Source organism: Sphingomonas sp. TZW2008, from assembly GCF_002117915.1.
Lineage (GTDB): Bacteria > Pseudomonadota > Alphaproteobacteria > Sphingomonadales > Sphingomonadaceae > Sphingomonas.
The window spans coordinates 210,852-231,302 of the sequence record NZ_BDJB01000008.1 but is presented as its reverse complement, the minus strand read 5'-3'; the positions used below and the strand labels follow the sequence as shown (position 1 = coordinate 231,302).

23 protein-coding genes are annotated in these 20,451 nt (G+C 68.1%); 8 read left to right on the top strand and 15 right to left on the bottom strand.

Annotated features, from left to right (window positions below):
- Positions 1 to 13: 13 nt before the first annotated feature.
- Genes B7L05_RS11105 through hisB form a run of 5 tightly spaced genes read right to left on the bottom strand, consistent with a single transcriptional unit; the run spans position 14 to position 2,961 of the window.
- Positions 14 to 211 carry a hypothetical protein gene (locus B7L05_RS11105; RefSeq protein ID WP_256926697.1) on the bottom strand — a complete coding sequence of 66 codons (198 nt, stop codon included), beginning with the start codon at positions 209 to 211 and terminating at the stop codon, positions 14 to 16.
- Positions 212 to 264: 53 nt separating this feature from the next.
- On the bottom strand, positions 265 to 1,026 hold the full coding sequence (hisF, locus tag B7L05_RS11100; RefSeq protein WP_085810328.1) for an imidazole glycerol phosphate synthase subunit HisF: 762 nt from the start codon (positions 1,024 to 1,026) through the stop codon (positions 265 to 267).
- Complete coding sequence (hisA, locus tag B7L05_RS11095) at positions 1,023 to 1,757, bottom strand: 1-(5-phosphoribosyl)-5-[(5-phosphoribosylamino)methylideneamino]imidazole-4-carboxamide isomerase (RefSeq protein ID WP_085810551.1); 735 nt, start codon at positions 1,755 to 1,757, stop codon at positions 1,023 to 1,025. Before hisA ends, hisF begins: the two co-directional genes overlap by 4 nt.
- Positions 1,754 to 2,377, bottom strand: a complete 624-nt coding sequence (gene hisH / locus B7L05_RS11090) for an imidazole glycerol phosphate synthase subunit HisH (RefSeq protein ID WP_085810327.1) — start codon at positions 2,375 to 2,377, stop codon at positions 1,754 to 1,756. The genes hisA and hisH overlap by 4 nt, the downstream gene beginning before the upstream one ends.
- Positions 2,374 to 2,961 carry an imidazoleglycerol-phosphate dehydratase HisB gene (gene hisB, locus B7L05_RS11085; protein ID WP_085810326.1) on the bottom strand — a complete coding sequence of 196 codons (588 nt, stop codon included), beginning with the start codon at positions 2,959 to 2,961 and terminating at the stop codon, positions 2,374 to 2,376. The genes hisH and hisB overlap by 4 nt, the downstream gene beginning before the upstream one ends.
- 73 nt (positions 2,962 to 3,034) lie before the next feature.
- Between hisB and B7L05_RS11080 the strand changes: the two genes are divergently transcribed.
- The 4 genes from B7L05_RS11080 to gmk all read left to right on the top strand — a co-directional run bounded on the left by B7L05_RS11080 (position 3,035) and on the right by gmk (position 5,977).
- Positions 3,035 to 3,520: an SspB family protein gene (locus B7L05_RS11080; RefSeq protein ID WP_085810325.1), complete on the top strand. Its 486-nt coding sequence runs from the start codon at positions 3,035 to 3,037 to the stop codon at positions 3,518 to 3,520.
- Between the two features lie 91 nt (positions 3,521 to 3,611).
- Complete coding sequence (gene fumC / locus B7L05_RS11075; protein ID WP_085810324.1) at positions 3,612 to 5,003, top strand: class II fumarate hydratase; 1,392 nt, start codon at positions 3,612 to 3,614, stop codon at positions 5,001 to 5,003.
- Positions 5,004 to 5,047: 44 nt separating this feature from the next.
- Positions 5,048 to 5,266 (top strand): hypothetical protein, encoded by a 219-nt coding sequence (locus tag B7L05_RS11070; RefSeq protein ID WP_085810323.1) that lies wholly within the window; start codon positions 5,048 to 5,050, stop codon positions 5,264 to 5,266.
- A 39-nt stretch (positions 5,267 to 5,305) separates the two neighbouring features.
- Entirely contained in the window at positions 5,306 to 5,977 is a 672-nt protein-coding gene (gmk, locus tag B7L05_RS11065) for a guanylate kinase (protein WP_256926696.1), read from the top strand.
- 5 nt (positions 5,978 to 5,982) lie between these two features.
- Here the strand turns inward: gmk and B7L05_RS11060 are convergent, their stop codons facing one another.
- Positions 5,983 to 6,666, bottom strand: a complete 684-nt coding sequence (locus tag B7L05_RS11060) for an ATP12 family chaperone protein (RefSeq protein ID WP_085810322.1) — start codon at positions 6,664 to 6,666, stop codon at positions 5,983 to 5,985.
- A complete protein-coding gene (locus B7L05_RS11055) occupies positions 6,663 to 6,875 on the bottom strand; it encodes a hypothetical protein (protein ID WP_085810321.1) in 213 nt (70 codons plus the stop codon). The genes B7L05_RS11060 and B7L05_RS11055 overlap by 4 nt, the downstream gene beginning before the upstream one ends.
- A 219-nt stretch (positions 6,876 to 7,094) precedes the next feature.
- Between B7L05_RS11055 and B7L05_RS11050 the strand changes: the two genes are divergently transcribed.
- Positions 7,095 to 7,271, top strand: coding sequence for a hypothetical protein (locus tag B7L05_RS11050; protein ID WP_375601257.1), 177 nt, complete (start codon positions 7,095 to 7,097; stop codon positions 7,269 to 7,271).
- Here B7L05_RS11050 and B7L05_RS11045 read toward each other — a convergent pair.
- Genes B7L05_RS11045 through B7L05_RS11035 form a run of 3 tightly spaced genes read right to left on the bottom strand, consistent with a single transcriptional unit; the run spans position 7,254 to position 9,506 of the window.
- Complete coding sequence (locus tag B7L05_RS11045) at positions 7,254 to 8,357, bottom strand: RluA family pseudouridine synthase (protein WP_085810319.1); 1,104 nt, start codon at positions 8,355 to 8,357, stop codon at positions 7,254 to 7,256. The genes B7L05_RS11050 and B7L05_RS11045 overlap by 18 nt on opposite strands.
- Positions 8,354 to 8,728, bottom strand: a complete 375-nt coding sequence (crcB, locus tag B7L05_RS11040; protein ID WP_085810318.1) for a fluoride efflux transporter CrcB — start codon at positions 8,726 to 8,728, stop codon at positions 8,354 to 8,356. The genes B7L05_RS11045 and crcB overlap by 4 nt, the downstream gene beginning before the upstream one ends.
- Before the next feature lie 40 nt (positions 8,729 to 8,768).
- Positions 8,769 to 9,506, bottom strand: a complete 738-nt coding sequence (locus B7L05_RS11035; RefSeq protein ID WP_085810317.1) for a hypothetical protein — start codon at positions 9,504 to 9,506, stop codon at positions 8,769 to 8,771.
- A 142-nt stretch (positions 9,507 to 9,648) separates the two neighbouring features.
- On the opposite strand from B7L05_RS11035, the gene B7L05_RS11030 reads away from it, so the two are divergent.
- Together B7L05_RS11030 and B7L05_RS11025 are read left to right on the top strand one after the other, a co-directional pair.
- The gene (locus tag B7L05_RS11030) at positions 9,649 to 9,870 is read left to right on the top strand and encodes a hypothetical protein (RefSeq protein WP_085810316.1); all 222 of its coding nucleotides are present in this window, start codon (positions 9,649 to 9,651) and stop codon (positions 9,868 to 9,870) included.
- 103 nt (positions 9,871 to 9,973) lie between these two features.
- A complete protein-coding gene (locus B7L05_RS11025; RefSeq protein WP_085810315.1) occupies positions 9,974 to 10,753 on the top strand; it encodes an SDR family NAD(P)-dependent oxidoreductase in 780 nt (259 codons plus the stop codon).
- 36 nt (positions 10,754 to 10,789) lie between these two features.
- Here B7L05_RS11025 and B7L05_RS11020 read toward each other — a convergent pair whose 3' ends face one another.
- The 3 genes from B7L05_RS11020 to B7L05_RS11010 form a co-directional block, all read right to left on the bottom strand.
- The gene (locus B7L05_RS11020; RefSeq protein WP_256926695.1) at positions 10,790 to 11,224 is read right to left on the bottom strand and encodes a PaaI family thioesterase; all 435 of its coding nucleotides are present in this window, start codon (positions 11,222 to 11,224) and stop codon (positions 10,790 to 10,792) included.
- 79 nt (positions 11,225 to 11,303) lie between these two features.
- A complete protein-coding gene (locus B7L05_RS11015; RefSeq protein ID WP_085810313.1) occupies positions 11,304 to 13,067 on the bottom strand; it encodes a sensor domain-containing diguanylate cyclase in 1,764 nt (587 codons plus the stop codon).
- Between the two features lie 52 nt (positions 13,068 to 13,119).
- Positions 13,120 to 15,165 (bottom strand): NAD(+) synthase, encoded by a 2,046-nt coding sequence (locus tag B7L05_RS11010; protein ID WP_085810312.1) that lies wholly within the window; start codon positions 15,163 to 15,165, stop codon positions 13,120 to 13,122.
- Positions 15,166 to 15,246: 81 nt separating this feature from the next.
- Here B7L05_RS11010 and B7L05_RS11005 point away from each other — a divergent pair, with 81 nt between their 5' ends.
- Complete coding sequence (locus B7L05_RS11005) at positions 15,247 to 17,733, top strand: PAS domain S-box protein (protein WP_179187192.1); 2,487 nt, start codon at positions 15,247 to 15,249, stop codon at positions 17,731 to 17,733.
- A gap of 39 nt (positions 17,734 to 17,772) precedes the next feature.
- Here B7L05_RS11005 and B7L05_RS11000 read toward each other — a convergent pair whose 3' ends face one another.
- Positions 17,773 to 19,389: a choline dehydrogenase gene (locus tag B7L05_RS11000; protein WP_085810310.1), complete on the bottom strand. Its 1,617-nt coding sequence runs from the start codon at positions 19,387 to 19,389 to the stop codon at positions 17,773 to 17,775.
- A 98-nt stretch (positions 19,390 to 19,487) separates the two neighbouring features.
- A complete protein-coding gene (locus B7L05_RS10995) occupies positions 19,488 to 20,447 on the bottom strand; it encodes an NADPH:quinone oxidoreductase family protein (RefSeq protein WP_085810309.1) in 960 nt (319 codons plus the stop codon).
- Between the last annotated feature and the right edge of the window lie 4 nt (positions 20,448 to 20,451).

Below are 20,451 nucleotides of genomic sequence, written 5' to 3'. Positions count from 1 at the left end.
GGCGCGGCGAAGGTCAACCTCTGCGGCGCGCATCCCGGCGAGCGCGGTTGCGGAGCGCGCGCCGCGTCAGCCACACCGCGAGCGCGGCGGCGACGAACAGCGCCGCGTCCGACAGCTCGGGACCAGTGCGCGCCGTCGCGACGCCCGAATGGCCGTTGTCGGCATAGGCGGGCCAGGCGAGTAGGAGGGGCAGCACCAGAAGCTTCAACAAGGGGCGCGTCCTTTTCCGTAGCGACCCTCGAGATAGCCGCACGGCGTAAACGATCAGTGAGCGCGCACGGGTACGCCGGCGTTCGCCAGCGCGCGATGCGCGTCGGCGATCGTCGCCTCCCCGAAGTGGAAGATCGAGGCGGCAAGCACCGCGGAGGCGTGGCCTTCGACGATCCCGGCGACGAGATGGTCGAGGCTACCGACGCCGCCCGACGCGACGACGGGCACGCCGGTGCGATCGGCGATCGCGCGGACGAGATCGAGATCGTAGCCGTCGCGGGTGCCGTCGCGATCCATCGAGGTCAGCAGGATCTCACCCGCGCCGAGATCAGCGAGGCGGAGCGCGTGTGCGACGGCATCGATCCCGGTGGCGCGACGGCCGCCGTGGGTAAACACCTCCCACCCATCGCCGACGCGGCGCGCATCAACGCTGGCGACGCAGCACTGGCTGCCGAACCGCTCGGCGATGTCGGCGACGACTTCGGGACGCGCGACCGCGGCGGAGTTGACCGCGACCTTGTCCGCTCCGGCGAGCAGCAGCGCGCGCGCATCTTCCGCCGAGCGCACACCGCCGCCGACCGTCAGCGGCATGAAGCAAACCGCCGCGGTGCGCCGGACGACGTCCAGGATCGTGTCGCGCCCCTCGTGGCTGGCGCTGATATCGAGGAAGCAAAGCTCGTCGGCGCCGGCGGCGTCATAGGCACGCGCCTGCTCGACGGGATCGCCCGCATCGACGAGGTCGACGAAGTTCACGCCTTTGACCACGCGGCCGCCCGCAACGTCGAGGCACGGGATCACCCGCGCGCGAACGCTCACGCCGCCGCCGCCACGCTAAGCGCTGCCGCGAGGTCAAGTCGACCGTCGTATAGCGCCCGCCCGGTGATGACACCTTCGATCCCGTTACGGTTATGCAGCGCAAGTACATGGATTTCGGCGATACCTTTGACGCCACCGCTGGCGATGACCGGTATCGACACGGCGCGCGCCAGATCGACCGTTGCCTCGACGTTGCAGCCTTTGAGCAGGCCATCGCGGCCGACATCGGTGAACAGCAGCGCGGCGACGCCGGCATCCTCGAAGCGGCGGGCGAGATCGACCGCGCTGGTGGTCGAGACGTCCGCCCAGCCCTTGGTCGCGACCATGCCGTCGCGCGCGTCGACCGCGACGACGATGCCGCCGGGGAATGCCGCGGCCATGTCTCGCACGAACTGCGGGTTCTCGAGCGCCGCGGTGCCGATCACGACGCGCGCGACGCCAGCGCCGAACCACTGCTCGACGCTCTGCGGCGTGCGGATCCCGCCGCCGAGCTGGACGTGACCAGGAAAACGGCTGACGATCGCGCGCACCGCATCGCCATTGCGGCTCTCGCCGGCGAAGGCGCCGTCGAGATCGACGACGTGAAGGTGACCGGCGCCCGCCTCGGCGAACAGCATCGCCTGTGCGGCCGGATCGTCCCCGTAAACGGTGGCGCGATCCATGTCGCCTTCGGCAAGGCGCACGACTTGGCCGCCCTTCAGATCGATCGCGGGAAACACGATGAGGCTCACGGCTGCCACTCCAGGAAGCGGGCGAGAAGATCGAGGCCGTAGCGCTGGCTCTTCTCGGGGTGGAACTGGACGCCAACGATATTGTCGCGGCCGATCGCAGCGGTGACCGGGCCGGCGTGGTCGGTGCGCGCGATCACATCCCCACCTTCGCCATCGCCCTCGCCCTCGAAAGCATAGCTGTGCAGGAAATACGCCTCGCCGCGCGCGATCAGCGGATGATCGACAAGCGGGACGACGTCGTTCCAGCCCATGTGCGGCACCTTGGCGTCGCTGCCGGCAGGATCGACGCGTCGCACGCTGCCGGCGATCCAGCCGAGCCCGCGATGCTGGCCCAACTCCTCGCCGCGCTCGGCGAGCAACTGCATGCCTACGCAGATGCCAAGGAACGGCGTGCGCTCGTCGAGGACGCGGCGGCGTAGCGCGGCCTCGAGTCCATTGACCGCGCGAAGGTTGGCGGCACACGCGCCGAACGCCCCGACGCCGGGCAGCACAATGCGATCGGCCCCCGCGATCACAGCCGGGTCCGCTGTCACGACGATGTCGACGGCGCCGGCGGCACGCAGCGCATTCTCGACCGAGTGAAGATTACCCGATTGGATGTCGACCAATGCCAGCGTCATAGAACGCCCTTGGTAGAGGGGATCGCGTCCGCCTTGCGCGGATCGATCTCGACCGCCTGACGCAGCGCGCGGGCGAGCCCCTTGAACGCGCTCTCGGCGATATGGTGGTTGTTCTCGCCGTGCAGCGTCTCGACATGCAGCGTGATTCCAGCGGCTTGCGCGAAGCTGTGGAACCAGTGCTTGAACATCTCGGTATCCATTTCGCCGAGCCGCTTCTGGCTGAACTCGGTCTTCCAGACGAGCCACGGGCGGCCCGAGATGTCGAGCGCGACGCGCGTCAGCGTCTCGTCCATCGGCGACAGCGCATCGCCGTAGCGGCGAATGCCGCGCTTGTCGCCGAGCGCGCGGGCGATCGCCTCGCCGATCGCGATGCCGGTATCCTCGATCGTATGATGCTGATCGATATGCAGATCGCCCTTGGTTTCGACGTCGAGATCGATCAGCGAGTGGCGCGACAGCTGTTCGAGCATGTGATCGAAGAAGCCGACGCCGGTCGACACGCGATAAGCCCCGGTGCCGTCGAGGTTCACGGTGACGGCGATCCTGGTCTCGCTGGTATCGCGGCGGATGGTGGCGGTGCGCATCGGCGGGCACATAGCGAAGCGGGTATTTCATGCAATCTTGACCGCGCGCGGCACACCGTTACCCATGGCGCGGATGGACGATCATTCAATCGATAGCCTGATTCCGTACGACGAGATCGTGCAGGAGGCGCTGCGCGCCGTGGTCGGCCGTGTGCTCGGGTCGGTCGCCGAGGGCGGCGCGCTGCCCGGCGAGCATCATTTTTACATCACCTTTAAGACGCAGGCGTCGGGCGTCGACATTCCGCAGCGGCTGATCGAACGCTTTCCGGACGAGATGACGATAGTGCTGCAGAACCGCTACTGGGATCTGACCGTCGACGATCAGCGCTTCTCCGTTGGCCTCAGCTTCAACCAGGTGCCCTCGAAGCTCGTCATTCCCTACTCGGCGATCACAGGCTTCCACGATCCGTCGGTCAATTTCGAGCTGCGCTTCCAGGCGCAGGAGGGGCCCGGTGACGGCCCCGGGCCGCACGATTCGGCGGAGAATGACGGGACGCCGAGCCAGCCGGCCGAGGACGGCTCGAACGTCGTCAGCGTGGATTTTAAGCGCAAGAAGTAGTGCTCATTCCGATCGCGGCGCGGTCGCGAACCGTTCGCCGTCGCGGGCGTCGACCATTTACTCGGATGCGTCGCATCCCCAGCTAGTCGGCATGACCGACACGCGCACCGAAACCGACTCGATCGGCCCGATCGACGTTCCCGCCGCCGCTTATTGGGGCGCGCAGACGCAGCGTTCGATCGAGAATTTCCCGTTCCCGCCCGCCGAGCGGATGCCGATCGGCATCGTTCACGCGCTCGCGCTGGTGAAGCAGGCTGCGGCGCGGGTGAATCGTCGGCATGGGCTGGACGACGCGAAGGCGGCGGCGATCGAGGCGGCCGCGGCGGAGGTCGCGGCGGGGATGCTCGACGATCATTTCCCGCTCGTCATCTGGCAGACGGGCAGCGGCACGCAGAGCAACATGAACGTCAACGAGGTGATTGCGGGGCGCGCCAACGAGGCGCTGACGGGAACGCGCGGCGGCAAGGTACCCGTCCATCCCAACGACGACGTCAACCGCGGGCAATCATCGAACGATTCGTTTCCCACCGCGCTGCACATCGCGGCGACGCTCGCCGTCCGCCAGCGCCTGCTGCCCGCGCTCGATCGGCTGCACGCCGCGCTCGATGCGAAGGCGCAGGCGTGGAGCGACATTGTCAAGATCGGCCGCACCCATCTGCAGGATGCGACGCCGCTGACGCTGGGGCAGGAATTCTCGGGCTATGCCAACCAGCTCGATCGCTGCCGCCGACGGATCGAGCCGGCGGTGGAGCAGGGTACGCAGCGCGTGGCGCAGGGGGGCACCGCGGTCGGCACCGGGCTCAATGCACCGCCCAAGTTCGCGCGCGACTTCTGCGCCGAGCTGTCGGCGATCACCGGCGTGCCGTTCGCCGCGGCGGAGAACGCGTTCGAGGCGCTCGCTTCCAACGATCCGCTGGTCGATCTTTCGGGGACGCTCAATACGCTGGCGGTGGCGCTGACCAAGATCGCCAACGACGTGCGGCTACTCGGCTCGGGCCCGCGCTGCGGCATCGGCGAACTGGTGCTGCCGGCGAACGAGCCGGGCAGCTCGATCATGCCGGGCAAGGTCAATCCTACGCAGGTCGAGATGCTGACCATGGTGGCGGCGCAGGTGATCGGCAATCACGCCGCGATTACCGTCGGCGGGTTGCAGGGTCATCTCGAACTTAACGTGTTCAAGCCGATGATCGGCGCGGCGGTGCTGCGCTCGATCGACCTTCTGGCGGTGGCGATGAAGAGCTTTGCCGTGCGCTGCATCGATGGGCTGGAGGCAGACGAGCGGCGCATCGCCGACCTGCTTGATCGATCGCTGATGCTCGTCACCGCACTCGCGCCCGAAATCGGCTACGACAATGCCGCCAAGATTGCCAAGCACGCACATGCCGAGGGGCTGACGCTGCGCGAGGCGGGGGTAGCGCTCGGCCTCGTCGACGAACCGACGTTCGACCGCGTGGTGCGCCCCGAGGCGATGCTCGGAACCTGAACTGCTGCGACTTGTTGAGCCGACGCAACGAAAGGAACATACCCATGCTTCGCAGCATCATCGGCGGCCTCATCGGCAAGGAAATGACCGAGCGTCGCGGTCGCGGCGGCCTGAAAGGTGCGGCGATCGGCATGCTCGCGGCGCGCGCAGCAACCCGTACCGGCCCGCTGGGCCTGATCCTGGGCGGCGGCTATCTCGCCAAGAAGATGTACGATCGCCACAAGGCGTCGCAGACGGTGGCGGGCCGCACGTCGCGCTATTGAGACGCTCGCTGAGGCAACAGTTGCCTTGACGCTTCGACCATGCGCGCGGCACTAGCGCGCATGGTCGCCTCCACCCCGTCCGATCCGCACGGCATGCGCCGCCGCGGCGTGCTGTTCGTTCTGTCCTCGCCGTCCGGGGCAGGCAAATCGACGATCGCGAAGAAGTTGCTCGCCGCCGAAGACGAGTTGTCGATGTCGGTCAGCTACACGACGCGGCCGATCCGGCCGGGCGAGGTGGATGGCCGTGACTATCATTTCGTCTCGCTCGAGCGGTTCCGCGAGATGGTCGCGAATCACGAGTTCCTCGAGTGGGCGCACGTCTTCGACAATCGCTACGGCACCCCCAAGTCCGACGTATTCCACACGTTGAGCGAGGGCCGCGACATCCTGTTCGACATCGACTGGCAGGGCGCCCAGCAGCTGCACCAGCTGGCCGGCGGCGATGTCGTGCGCGTGTTCATCCTGCCGCCGTCGATGGCGGTCCTGCGCGACCGGCTGGAGAAGCGCGCGACCGACAGCATGCAGGTGATCGACGCGCGGATGGCACGCGCGGCGAACGAGGTAAGCCACTGGGACGGCTACGACTATGTACTGGTCAATGACGATCTCGACCAGTGTTTCGCGCACGTACGCACGATCCTGGCGGCGGAACGGCTCAAGCGTTCGCGGCAGACCGGCATCATCGGCTTCATCCGTAGCCTGCTGAAGTAGCGGGCCTAGCCGAGCAGCGACAGGAAGCGCACCGCGGCGTCGAAATCGCGCCGCCGCGCGGCAAGCGCCGCGCTCGCCTCCGCGTCCTCGCCCCATTGTTCGGCCTGCCAAGTCTCGTCCACCGTCACCGCGTGCCACAGCGTGTCGGGATCGATCGCGCCCTCGGAAAGCATTAGCGATCCGACCAGCGTGCCGGTGATGGTGACGATAGGTTGGAGCGCAACCAGCGCGAAGGCATCGCGGCTGACGACCGCCTCGTGCAGCCGGGCGATCGTCGCCGCAGGCTGCGGCTGGTGCATGATGCCGCCGACGCGGACGAAGTGGACGTCGTAGCGGCGCTCCGCCCAGTCGAGCAGCGGATCCCAAGCCGCCGCCTCGCGCGCGACGAGTTCGGCGGGCGATTCGGCGCGATAGGCGAGCAGATCGCTTTCGGCGTAGGCAGCGATGCCACGCGCGAAGGCGGCAGGATCGGGCGCGACTCGGTCGATCGCAGCATTGGCGAGGCCCGTGAGCGGCATCGCGCGCGGATCGATCGTGTCGGTGACGGCACGCCACTCGTCCGCGACCGCCGCGGCAAGCGCTGGGGTTGGCAGCGCGAGCGGCACGCGCCCTGGCGTGCGCACGGGGCGGTCGTCGAGGCGAACGACGCGGTCGGCATCGATCGTCACCGCTTGCCAGAAGCGCTTCATTCGATCGGGCTCCGCCAGCGATGGGCGAGCGCGCGCGGCACGATCGCCATCGTCCACAGCGCGACGACGACGATCGCGCCGCCGAGCAGCTTGCGCGACAATTCATCGCCATTCGCGAGTAGCACGACGCCGAGGACCGCGACGCTCGCGGCGATGAGGCGGACGAGCACCAGCGCGAGCCAGCGCGGTCGGGCGGGATCAGAGGTCATCACGCGCGATATGCCGTGTCCGGCTGCGGTGCGCCAGCCACGACAAAGTGATGCCGAAACGGGGCCAAATGCCCGTCAACCTCTTGGTTACGCATCGGAGATATGGTTTACGGCAGTGAATAGCGAGAGCGGCCCGGGGGGGCAGGCCTCCAGAAACCAGATGGTTCGGAGAACGGAACGGCAATGGCTGGCGCAGCGGTGTTTGTGTACGGTTTGTTGGTGAGCTTCATCTTCTCGGGCGCGTCGCGCAACGCGAAACTCCGCCGCCCGAATCCGCCAATGATGCAATATCTCGGCTACGTCCTGTGCGGGCTCACCGCCGGCGGATCGATGGCGCTGTTCGCCCATGCCGTTGGCGATACGCTGGGCGTATCGCTGCTACCGCTGGCGTTCTGACTCTGCGGCGCCGCGCCCGCGGCGCTCGCCGCGACGGCCCTTGCGCACCTGCTTGGCGTGCGCGCGCGCCTTTGCCTTCTGCACGTCACGCGTGATTGGCGGCTTGCCGTCGGGCGGTAGGCGATCGGCGGCGGCTTCCTCGAACCCAAGGCTGGCTAGGCTCTCGGCGAAATGCTGCGGCAGCGGTGCGGTGACGTCGACCACCCCGTCGTCGGGATGATCGACGCGGATGCGGCGCGCATGCAGGTGCATCTTGCGGCTGATCCCGCCGGTCAGAAACGCGGCCGCGCCGCCGTATTTGCCGTCACCGACGATCGGATGGCCGATTGCCGCCATGTGGACGCGCAGCTGGTGCGTGCGGCCGGTGAACGGCTGCAGCTCGACCCAGGCGGTACGATTGCCGGCGCGCTCGATCACGCGATAGCGGCTGCGCGAGGGTAGCCCATTCTCCTCGTCGACGTGCATCTTCTCGCCGCCGGTGCCGGGCTGCTTCGCGATCGGCAGATCGACCGTCCCGTCCTCGATCGAAGGCACGCCGACGACCAGCGCCCAATAGACCTTCTTTGCGCTGCGGCTGGAGAATGCCTTGGAGAAGAAACCCGCCGCGCGCGCGCTGCGCGCGATCAGCAGCGCGCCCGAGGTATCCTTGTCGAGCCGGTGAACGAGCTTGGGCCGCCCCTCCGCCTCGAACTGAAGCGCGTCGAGCAGACCGTCCACGTGCGCGGTCGTCTTGGTGCCGCCCTGGGTGGCGAGACCGGGCGGCTTGTTGATGACGATCGCCGCGGGATCGCGGTGAATCACCATGTCGCGCGCAAAATCGATCTCGTCGTCGCTGAGCGGCGGGCGGACGCGCTTCGGCTTCTCGTCGATGCGCGGGGCCTCTTCGGGCGGCAGGCGAAGCGTCTGTCCCGCAACGACACGGTCGCCCGGGCCGACGCGCGCGCCGTCGAGGCGCAGCTGGCCGGTGCGTGCCCATTTAGCGACGGTGGTGAAGCTCGTCTCAGGCAGGTGCCGCTTGCACCAGCGGTCGATGCGGATGCCATCGTCGTCCGAAGCGACGGTGAACTGGCGAACCGTGTCGGTCATGCGAAGCTCCGGGCGAGACCGAGCCCGGCGGCGAGCGCGGCGACCGCGCCGACCACCGAGAGGAGGACGTAGCCGAGCGCGGCGATCCATGCCCCACGCTCGATCATCAGCACCGTGTCGAGCGAGAAGGCCGAGAAGGTGGTGAAGCCGCCGAGCAGCCCAGTGCCGAGGAACAGGCGGGCCGCCTCACCCGACGGCAGGCGGGCGAGCACGCCGGCGAGCACGCCCATCAGCAGCCCGCCGAGGAGGTTGACGAACAGCGTACCCCATGGCCACGCCGGGCCGAACGCGGATAGGGCAAGCCGGCCGGCGAGATGCCGCAAAGCCGCGCCGATCGTGCCGCCCGCCATCACCAGAAACATCGAATTCATGGCGCTCGCCCTAGAGCCTCATGCGCCGGGGCGAAAGGTGTCAGGCGCCGGCGTCGGCCATAAGGTCGACGTCGCTGCCGCCGTCCTTGCGCGGCTTCACCGTCAGCAGGAAGGCGCCGCCGCTCTTGGTGCCGCCGAGGACATGCTCGCCGCCGCGCAGCGCGTGCTCGGCGCGATAGCCGCCGTCGGACGCCTTGGTAAAATACCAGTCGAGCAGGCGCTGGGGCGGCGCGGCGCTGGCGAAGCTCACGACGCGCAGCGCGCAGCCGTCGCCGTCGGCGCCCGCCGCTTCGGCAACGCGCGCATCGGGATAGAGCGGCACGCCGGCGGGGAGCCGGTTCGCCCACGCGGCCGAATAGGCGACGCTGCCCGCGCAATTTGCCGTGCCGCCGCGCGCCGCCGCCTGCGCGCCGCGGCTCAGCACCTGGCGCGCGATCGCGCACTGCTTGCATTCGCCCGGCGGCGGGGCAGAGCGCACGTCGTCCTTCTCGCCCTTCATCGCCGCGCTCGCGATCCCGTCGGGCGGCACCGCGCCGCTCTCGGGCTGCATGGGAGGGCGGACGGTGTCGGCATTCGCCTGCTGCACCAGCGCCGGATCGACCATGATCTGATCCTTGAGCGCGCTCTGCAGCACCGGATCGTTCGCGCTCGCGGCGCCGTTCACCTGCGCCAGCGCATTGTCGAGATCGGCGATCGACGCCTCTTCGTCCGGCGCCTTGCCGCAGCTTGCGACGAGTGCGAGCGCGAGCAGCGGCACCGCGCGAACCAGCCCGATCATCTTCTATCCCCCGGATTCACTTGCGAGCGTTCCATGCAACGCCAGCCGTTAAGGAAGCGTGCGCCGCCGTGCGCCGCCATCGCGACGTGGCGATATGTGTCTCACTGTTGCAATACACCGGGCGCTGACCCATGTTGGTGGCATGTTGAACATCGCTTCGATCCTGATCGGTCTCATCACGCTGGCAGCGGGGCTGATCGCCTTCGTGCCGCTGCTCGGTTGGCTCAACTGGCTGGTCATCCCGATCGGCATCGTCGGGGCAGCGGTGGGCGCGCTCTCGACATCGAACGCGGGTCGCAACCTCAACCTCGTGCTGATCGTGATCTTCACGCTGCGACTGATGCTGGGTGGCGGGATCATCTAATCGGTCGATCCCGGGCCGCGTCTTCCCGTAACGTATCGCGCGTTTCGGCCCGTCGGCAATTCGCTTACGCTACGGCAAACAGCGATTCGACAGGAGAGACAGAATGCGGCCGATCCCCGAGGTAACCGCGCGGCTCGACGGGGCGGGCGCGATCGTCACCGGCGCGGCGAGTGGCATGGGGCGGGCGACTGCGATCCTGCTCGCGCGTGCGGGCGCGGCGGTCGCAGTGACAGACGTGTCGCGAGGTGCCGCACAGGCGGTGGTCGACGAAATCGCGGGCGAGGGGCTGCGTGCACAGGCCTGGGCGCTCGACGTCGGCGATGCGGCAGCGATCGCCCGGGTCGTTGAAGAAAGCGCCGCGGCGTTCGGCGACCTGTCGGTGATCGTCAACAACGCGGGCATTTCGGCCAATCTGCCGCTCGACGGCGCTGGCTACGACGAGCAGTGGGATCGGCACATCTCGGTGCTGCTGACCGCGCACCAACGCCTGATCCGTGCCGCGCTGCCGCACCTGCGCCGTGCCGCACACCCGCGCATCGTCAACATCGCGTCGACCGAGGGGCTGGGCGCGACATCGGGGTTCAGCGCCTATTCGGCGGCGAAAGCGGGAGTGATCGGGCTAACGCGCAGCCTGGCGGTGGAGCTCGGCAAATCGGGCATCACCGTCAACTGCATCTGCCCCGGTCCGATCGAGACCGGAATGACGCAGGGCATCCCGGACGAGGCGAAGCACGTCTACGCTGCGCGCCGCACCGCGCTGCGCCGCTACGGCCTGCCCGAGGAGGTGGCGTTCATGACGGCGAGCCTGTGCGCGCCGGCTGCGGCCTTCGTCACGGGCGCGATCATTCCGGTCGACGGCGGGCTGGTCGCGCGCAACGCCTGACCGCAGCGCGAACTGCGCCGCTCGGTGTTGCGCAGCTCAGCCCTGCGTCGCGGCCTTCGCGGCCTGTTCGACGCGGTCGCGCTGCGCCAGCATCAGCGTCGAGCTCGCCTTGGCGAGGACCTTGCCGCTCTCGTCGAGAAGGCGTCCTTCGAAAAAGCAGGTGCTGCGTCCGCGCCGCTCGACCCAGCCTTCGGCAATGACGAGGCCCGGGCGTGCGGGCGCGAAATAGCTGACTTTGAGTTCGAGGGTCATCGGCGACACGTCGGGTCCGCCCATCGCGATCGCCGCGTGCGCCATCGCCGCATCGATCCAGCCGCTGACGAAGCCGCCCTGCACGACGCCGCCCGAGTGGCACATGTGCATGCCGGCGCGATATTCGAGCCGTGCGCGGCCCGCGGGGTCCATCTCGACAATGCGGACGAGCCCGAGCGTCCGGCTCAATTCGTGGATCTCCGGGTCGCCCTCGCTCACGTCCTGCTCTCCTGCCGTCTTTTTTCCGGCGCCCTTGTGTCGACCGGCGCCCGCATCGGCAAGCGCGATCGCGTGAGATTCAGGCGGCGAGCGCGAGCTGGTCGCGGCCGGCATGCTTGGCGCGGTACAATGCGACGTCGGCGGCGTGGAGCACGTCTTCGAGCGCCTCGTTGCGCAGGTAGGTGACGACGCCGCCGCTGACCGTGACGCCGATCTGCGCGTCGCCGACCTTGGTCCGTGCGTCTGCGATTGCCTGCCGCAGCCGGTCGCAGACGAGCCGCGCCTGCTCGATCGTCGCATCAGGTAGCAGCACCGCGAACTCCTCGCCCCCCAGCCGCCCGATCAGATCCTGGTCGCGCAGGCTCGATCGCGCGACGACGGCGAAACGGCGTAGCACCTCGTCACCGGCGAAATGGCCGTAGGTGTCGTTGACGCGCTTGAAATGGTCGAGGTCGAACAGAGCGACGCAGCCACCGTCGGTACCCGCCAGCAGGCGGGTCAGTTCATGCTCGATCCCTCGCCGGTTGACGAGCCCGGTAAGCGGATCGGTGAGCGCGGCCTCGGCGAGGCGCTGTTCGTGCTGGCGGCGGCGCGTCACCTCGCGGACTGCGCTGACGAGCCCGGTGACGTTGCCCTCATCGTCGATCACCGCGCGGCTCTGCGATTCGAACCAGCGGATGTCGCCAGCGGCCGTTCGCCCGCGATATTCGTTGACCGACACCGCGGTCGGATCGTCGAGCACGCTGCGCAGCGTCGCCATCGCGCGATCGGCATCGTCGGGATGGACGAGTTCGGTGAGCGGCCGGCCGATCAGCGTTTCGGCGCGCTGGCCGGCGAGCTGATGAACCGAGGACGACACGAAGCGCAGGCGCCCGTTGCGATCGACGTTGAGGATGATGTCGGTCGAGCTGTCGGTGACGAGGCGGTAGCGTGCTTCGCTATCGCGGAGCTGCCGGAACAGCTCGCTGCGACGCTGGAGCTCCGCATTCGCGGGAAGCACGGTGAGCATCGCGCAGGCGAGATAGAGCTGGAAGAACTGCATCCGCTCGCCGATCGATCCGTCCATCAGTGCGAGCGGGCCGTAGCCGCGCACCGTAAGGATCGCGCCAACGATCGCGACGATGACGATCGACGCCGCCGTCGACAGCGCGCCGCCGCGGAAGGTGGCGAGCACGATCGGCAGTAGCGGCAAGAACAACAGTGGGAAGCGCGTCTGCGAGAAGGTTGCAACGGTGACGAGCGTGACAAGACCAATCAGCGTGGCAAGTTCAATCAGCTTGGCGCGGCGCATTCGCCTGATCAGCCGCCATGCATCGCCGCGCATGATCAGCATGAAGATCGGCATAAAGGCGAGCGTGCCGAGCGCGTGTCCATTATACCATTGCAGCGTGGCGGCGACGAACGAATGATCGCTCAGCGCGCTGATCGATGCGCCCGCGACGATCGCGCCGGCGGCGGGTGCCGCAATGCCCGTCGCCAGGACGAAGATGATAAGCCACTGGTGTGATTCGAGGCCACTGTGTCGCCCGACGTAGCGATGGAGCAGCGCTGCGCCCAATGCGCTCTCGCCGACGTTCACGACACCGAGCGGCACGGCCAGCGCAGCGCCGAAGCCGAACATCGTGGTGGCGAGGACGCTGGCGATGAAACACGTGGCGAGCGGGGCCGCCCAGTTGCGCGGCATCAGCGTCGTCAGTCGCGCCGTCAGCAGGCCGTTGGCGATCCACATAAAGGCGACCCCGCCTTCGAAGCGCGTCAGCTTGATCGTCAGCGCGCAAGCGAAGAAATAGGCGATGCCCGTCGCGACTGCCGCTCCATTTCGCCGGTTGCTGCGCCTTCCCATCGCGCCCGCTTAACCCGATACAGTAAACAGCCGGTTTCGCCGTGTGAAACCTTTACGGCCCGTTCGCGGCGAGTTCCGCCAGCCACACGTCGGCCGAACCGTCCGACGGCGCGCGCCAGTCGCCGCGCGGCGACACCGCGCCCCCGGCGGAGACCTTGGGGCTGTTGGGCAAAGCAGACCGCTTGAACTGGCTGATCTGAAAGAAGCGCCACAGGAACTTTTCGAGCCGCGCCCTGATCGTGTCGCGATCATAGGCCGTACGCGCGGCTTCGGGATAGCCGATCGGCCAGCGACCGGCGTCGATGTCGCGCCAGGCATGCCAGGCGAGGAACAGGATCTTCGACGGCGCGAGGCCATGGCGCAACACGTAATGCGCAAAGAAGTCGTTCAGCGCATAGGGGCCGATCTTCGCCTCGGTGCTCTGGATGGCGCCGCTCGCGTCCGCCGGGACGAGTTCGGGGGAGATCTCGGTCGATAGGATGGCATCGAGCACGGCGTCGGTCTCGGGATCGTACTGGTCGGTGGCGATGCACCAGCGGATGAGGAATTGGATCAGCGTCTTGGGCACGCCGGCGTTGACGCCATAGTGGCTCATATGATCGCCGACGCCATAGGTGCACCAGCCGAGCGCGAGCTCGCTGAGATCGCCGGTGCCGACGACGAGGCCGTTGCGCTGGTTGGCGATGCGGAACAGATAGTCGGTGCGCAGACCTGCCTGCACGTTTTCGAAGGTGACGTCGTACACCGGTTCGCCGCTCGCGAACGGATGCTTCATGCCCTCCAGCATCATTCGCGCGGCGGGCCGGATATCGATTTCCTCAGCGGTGATGCCGAGTGCGCGCATCAGTTTCCAGGCATTGCTTTTGGTATCTTCGCTCGTCGCGAAGCCGGGCAGCGTGATGCCGAGAATGTCCGAGCGCGGGCGGCCCAGCCGGTCGAGCGCCTTCGCCGCGACGATCAGCGCGTGCGTCGAATCGAGCCCGCCCGACACGCCAATCACCAGCCGCTCGACACCCGTTGCGGCGAGGCGTTTGAGCAGCCCTTCGACCTGGATATTGAATGCCTCGTAGCAATCCTCGTCGAGCCGGGCGGGCGTATCGGGCACGAACGGGAAGCGACGGATCGCGCGCTTTAGCCCGACGTCAGCGTAATCGGGCTGATGGTCGAACACGATGCGGCGGAAACGCGTCTCCGGGTGGCCGGCGAACGTCGCCGCATCGCCGAAGGTGCCGTTGCGCATCCGCTCCTGCGCCAGCCGCTCGCAATCCACGTCGGCGATGACGAGCTCGGGATCGAGCCCGAAGCGCGACGATTCGGCGAGCAGCTCGCCGAGCTCGTGGATCGAGCCCTGTCCGTCCCAGGCAAGATCGGTCGTGCTCTCGCCCGGTCCGGCGGCGGCGTAGACATAGGCGCAGACGGCGCGCGCGGACTGCGCCGCTGAGAGCATCATGCGCTCACGCGACTTGCCGATGACGACATTCGACGCCGACAGGTTGCAGCAGACGAGCGCGCCCGCGAGCGCGCCGGCGGTCGATGGCGGGGTGGGGGACCAGTAATCCTCGCAGATTTCGGCGTGGAAGACGAAGTGCGGCAGATCGCGCGCAGCGAAGATCTGGTCGACGCCGAACGGCACCGTCTGCCCGGCGATCTCGATCGACAGGCCGGCAAGCCCCGCGCCGCTCGCGAACCAGCGCTTTTCGTAATATTCGCGATAGTTGGGCAGGAACGTCTTGGGCACGACGCCGAGGATCCGGCCGCGCGCGATCACCACCGCGCAATTGTACAGCCGCCCCGCGCGCGGCAGCGCCGCGCCGACGAGAAGCACGGGGCGCAAGCCCTCGCTCGCCTCGGCGATCTTCGTCAGCGCGTCGGCGGTCGCCTGCTGCTGCGCGGTCTGCAGGTGAAGATCGTCGATCGCGTAGGACGTGACGTTGAGTTCGGGGAAGACGACTAAGTCGACCGCCTCGGCGTCCGCGCGACGCGCCAGCGCGATCGTCTGTTCGGCATTGGCGGCGGTATCGCCGACGCTGGCGATCGGGGTCGCCGCCGCGACGCGCAGCATGCGGTGATGGTGGATCGAGCCGAAACGAGCGTTCATGGCGTGCGTGTTACCCCCTGTTTCACCCTCGGGCCAACGATCCGGTCTTGCGTCGCCCTCTGGCTGGTTTACGCAACGACGATGGTTGATCCGCAACCCGATAACGGACGGCTGGCCGCTTTGTTCGCCGGGGGTGGCGACATGGCCGCGCGGATCATGGCGCATGATTGGTCCACCTCGCCGCTCGGCCCGCCCGAAGGCTGGTCCGACGCGCTGCTGAGCGCGGTAAGCCTGCTGCTTCCGGCGAGCGCGGAGATCGTGCTGTTCTGGGGCGACGAGCAGGTCGCGCTCTACAACGATGCCTATGCGCCGACGATCGGCACCAAGCATCCCGGCGCGCTCGGCCGGCCGGCGCGCGAATCGTGGACTGAATTGTGGGACGATCTCGAACCGCTGCTGCGCCACGTTCGTGAGACGGGCGAGACGTACAGCGCAAAGGATCGGCCGTTCTACATCGAGCGCGCGGGCTACGGTGAGGAGGTGTACTTCGATATCTCCTATTCGCCGGTGCGAACGGCGGACGGCACGGTTGGCGGCGTGCTGTGCATCGTCGCTGAAACGACGACACGCGTGCGCGCTGCACGCCAGATGGCGGAGGAGCGCGCGCGGCTCGCCGAGATGTTCGATCAGGCGCCGAGTTTCATGGCCGTGCTGCGCCAGCCGGGGCATGTCTTCGAACTGGTCAACGCCTCGGTCCAGCAGCTGGTCGGCGGCCGCGACCTGATCGGGCTTACCGTTCCGGAGGCGCTGCCCGAGCTTGTCTCGCAGAATTTCGTCGCGCTGCTCGACAACGTGGTAGCCAGCGGTGAAGCCTATCGCGGGGATAATGTTCCCGTGCGGCTGTGGCGCGGCGAACATGCTCCCGACGAGCAGCGGTTCGTCGACTTCATCTACCAGCCGGTGCGCGACCTGAACGGGACCATAACCGGCGTCTTCGTCGAGGGCACCGACGTCACCGATCGCAAGCGCCAAGCCGACGAGCTACGCGAAAGCGAGGAGCGATTTCGCACGCTCGCCGACAGCCTGCCCGCGCTGGTGTGGATCAACGATGCCGAGGGGCGCTTCCTGTTCGCCAGCCGCGGATTTGAGACGCTGCTGGGGCTGACGCCCGAGACGATGCTGGCCGAAGGATGGCGCCGCGTGGTGCATCGCGACGACATGGCCGCCTTCGTCGAATTTGGCCGGCGTCGGCTCTCCGAGCCGCGTAGCTTCTCCCGCGACATCCGCCTGTGTGACGCTGACGGCAACGTCCGCTGGTTCCACGTCGAGGGTCGGCCGCGGCGCTGGGGGGCGCAGTTCGAGGGGTTCGTGGGTTGCGGCGTCGACGTGACCGACGCGCATATCGCTGGCGAGGCGCTCGAACGCCGCGTCGCCGAGCGGACCGCGGAGCTGACCGAGCAGATCAGCGAGCGTGAGCGGGTGGAAGCGACGCTGGCCCAGATGCAGCGCCTCGAGGCGGTCGGGCAGCTGACGTCGGGGGTGGCGCACGACTTCAACAACCTGCTCACCGTGGTGCTCGGCAATCTCGCACTGATCGAGCGGACGATCGACCGCGCGGGGATCGATGGCAAGACGCGCCAACGGCTTGAACACGTCCGCGCGGCGGCTGAGCGGGGTGCGCGGCTGACGGGGCAGCTCTTGGCCTTCTCGCGGAGACAGCGGCTGGAGGCGCGTGCGGTCTCGCTCAACGAGATCGTCGCCAACATGCGCGACCTTTTGCAAAGCACATTGGGCGGCGCGGTCGCGGTGGAGACCGAGCTCGGCCAGGACGTGTGGCCCGCGCTGGTCGATCCGACACAGATCGAGCTCATCATCCTCAACCTCGCGATCAACGCGCGCGACGCGATGGAGGGCGGCGGCACGCTGCGCGTCGCGACCCGCAACGTAATGCTTGGCGATCCCGAGCGATCGGAGGAACCATCGGCCGGCGACTATGTCGCGGTGTCGGTGATCGACACCGGCAGCGGGATGACCGAGGAGATCCGCAACAAGGTTTTCGAGCCGTTTTTCACCACTAAGGAAGTGGGCAAGGGTTCGGGACTCGGGCTGGCGCAGGTCTACGGCTTCGCTAAGCAATCGGGCGGCGGCGTGCGGATCGATACCGCGCCGGGGGCGGGGACAACCGTCAGCGTGTATCTACCGCGCGCCGAGGCGCTGGAGGATGCGCGCGACCAGGCACCCGCGGCAACGCCGCGCGGCGGATCGATCGCGGGCCGCACGATCCTCGTCCTCGACGATGACGACGGCGTGCGCAACGTCACTGCGGACGAGTTGCGCGAGGCGGGGTGCCGCGTGATCGAGGCGGCGGACGGGGCTGCGGCGCTCGAGGCGCTCGCGGCCGAGGACGTCGCGGCGGTCGTCGCCGACTTCGCAATGCCGGGGATGAACGGGGCGCAGTTCGCCGAGGAGGCGCGCCGCCGCTATCCTGCGCTGCCGGTACTCTTCGTCACGGGCTACGCCGATCTCGCCGCGCTGGCGCACGTGCCGGAGGATCAGGTGCTGCAGAAACCGTATCCGAGTGGCGCCGTCAGCGATCGGTTGCGCGCGATCCTCGATACCGGGAACTGATCAGCGGCGCGGCTGACGGGGCCGCGCCGCCGGACGCCTTCAGGCCGCCAGCGCGGTGGCGGGCGCGGTGCCGCGGATCAGATCGGCCGCCTTCTCCGCAATCATGATCGTCGGCGCGTTGGTGTTCGACCCGACCAGCGTCGGCATCACCGAGGCGTCGACGACGCGTAGGCCGCCGATCCCGCGCACGCGCAGCCGCTCGTCGACCACCGCCATCGTGTCGCCGTCGGCGCCCATCTTGCACGTGCCGACGGGGTGGTAGATCGTCTCGGCATTGGCGCGAACCCACGCGTCGATCTCGGCATCGCTCTGCACCGATCGGCCCGGTGCGATCTCGTCACTGCGATACGGATCGAGCGCCGCCTGGTAGGCGACTTCGCGGCCGATGTGGACACAGTCGCGCATCACGCGTCGGTCGACTTCGCTCGCGAGGTAATTGGCGTAGATCAGCGGATCGGCGGTGGGATCGGCGGAGCCGAGCGCGATACGGCCGCGGCTCTCCGGACGCAGCTGACACAGATGGAGCGAGAAGCCGTCGGCGGCAACGCGCGTCTTGCCGTGATCCTTCATGATCGCGAGCACGCCGTGGATCTGTACGTCAGGACGCGACAGCCCCTCGCGCGAGCTGATGAACGCGCCCGATTCGAGGAACTGCTGCCGCCCGAGTCCGGTGCCGCGCGTCAGATATTCGATCCCGACACGCAGCTGACGCAGGCCCTTGGTTGAGGAGAAGGCCGTCATCAGCCCGCGGCTGTGCCAGCTCATGATGATGTCGAGGTGATCCTGCAGGTTCTCGCCGACGCCCGGCAGGTCGTGGACCGGCTGGACGCCAACCTCCTTCAGCGCCGCGGCGGCGCCGATGCCCGAGAGCTGGAGGATGTGCGGGCTCTGCACCGCGCCCGCGCACAGCAGCGCCTCGCCGTCCACCTCGACGCGCTCGATCCGCTTGTTGCGGATATAGTCCACCGCCGCGGCGCGTCCGCCGCTCACCACGATTCGCATTGTGCGCGCATCGGTGATGACGGTGAGGTTCGCGCGATGCTCGACCGGGCGCAGATACGCTGCCGCGGTCGACCAGCGCTGGCCGTTGGCAATCGTCAGGTCGTAGCGGCCGAAGCCTTCCTGGCTGGCACCGTTGAAATTCTCCGTCACCGGATAGCCCGCCTGCCGCCCGGCCTCGATCAACGCATCGTGGAACGGGCTGTCGCTCTCCCCGCCGGAGATCGTTAGTGGCCCCTCGGCGCCGTGCAGCGGATCGGCGCGGTGATGGCCTTCGAGCTTGCGGAAATAGGGCAGCACGTCGTCCCACGACCAGCCGCTGAGCCCCAGCTGCCGCCACTCGTCGAAATCCTGCGGATGCCCACGGGTGTAAACCATGCCGTTGATCGACGAGGAGCCGCCGAGCCCGCGCCCGCGCGGCCACCACAGTCGACGATTGTCGAGGTGCGGTTCTGGCTCGGTCCAGAAGCCCCAATTGTGCTTGCCCTTGGCCTTGATCAGGCTGCCGACGCCGGCGGGCATGCGCACCAGCATCTCCTTGTTGGCGCCGCCCGCCTCGAGCAGGCAGACGGTGACCGCGGGATCCTCGCTGAGGCGCGCGGCGAGCGTGCACCCTGCCGAACCCCCGCCGATGATGACGTAATCGAACCCGGCCATGCTGCTCTCCAATATATGCCGTCGCCGTGTCTTCCGGCGCTTTTGAGAAGATATTGCTGCGTCGCTGCGCCTTCGGCAAGCGGCGCTTGCCTCGCGCGTCAGGGAACGAGGACGATCTTGCCCACCATGTCGCTGCGCGCCATCGCGTCGAACGCGGATCGCCAGTCCTCCAGCGCATATTCGGCGTGGACTCGCGACCTGATCCTGCCCTCTGCCGCCAGATCCCAGATCGCCTGCTGGTTCTCGCGCCCCTTGTCGGGGAACTGCCGCCCATACTCGCCCGCGCGAACGCCGATAACCGAGAAGCCTTTGATCAGCGGCATGTTGGTGGAGACGGTGGCGATCCGGCCGGAGGTGAAGCCGACGACGCACAGCCGCCCGCCGAACGTGATCGCACGGACCGATTCGTCGAACACGTCGCCGCCGACGGGATCGTAGATGACGTCCGCGCCGCCTCCGGTGATCTCCTTCACGCGATCGCGGAAGCCGGAGGCTGGCAGGCAGCCGTCGACGCCATATTCGGCCTCGATCACCTTGAGCTTCTCGGGCGAACGCGAGGTGGCGATCACGCGCGCGCCGAGCCCCTTGGCGAGATCGACCGCGGCGAGCCCGACGCCGCCGGTCGCGCCGTGCACCAGCACCCACTCGCCCGACGTGACCTTGGCGAGCCGTACCAACGCCACATAGGCGGTGAGATAGGCCGCGCCGACCCCGGCCGCCTCGCCGAACGAAAGATGCGCGGGCTTGCGCCGCACGGCGCTCGCATCGACGCTGACGCGCTCCGCAAAACCGCCCAATCGCGTGCCAGCGACCACCGGCTCGCCGGGGTGGAAGCCGTCACCTTCGATCACCTCGCCGGCGATCTCCATGCCTGGCGAAAAGGGCAGCGGCGGCTTCAGCTGATACTCGCCCTTCGTCATCAGCAGGTCGGGAAAGTTGAGCGCCGCGGCCTTGACCGCGATCAGCACCTTGCCGGGCGCCGCGACCGGCTCGGGAACGTCGACGAGCGCGGTGCCGGAGAAATCGGGCGAGAGAGTGGAGACGACGAGCGCTTTCATGCGA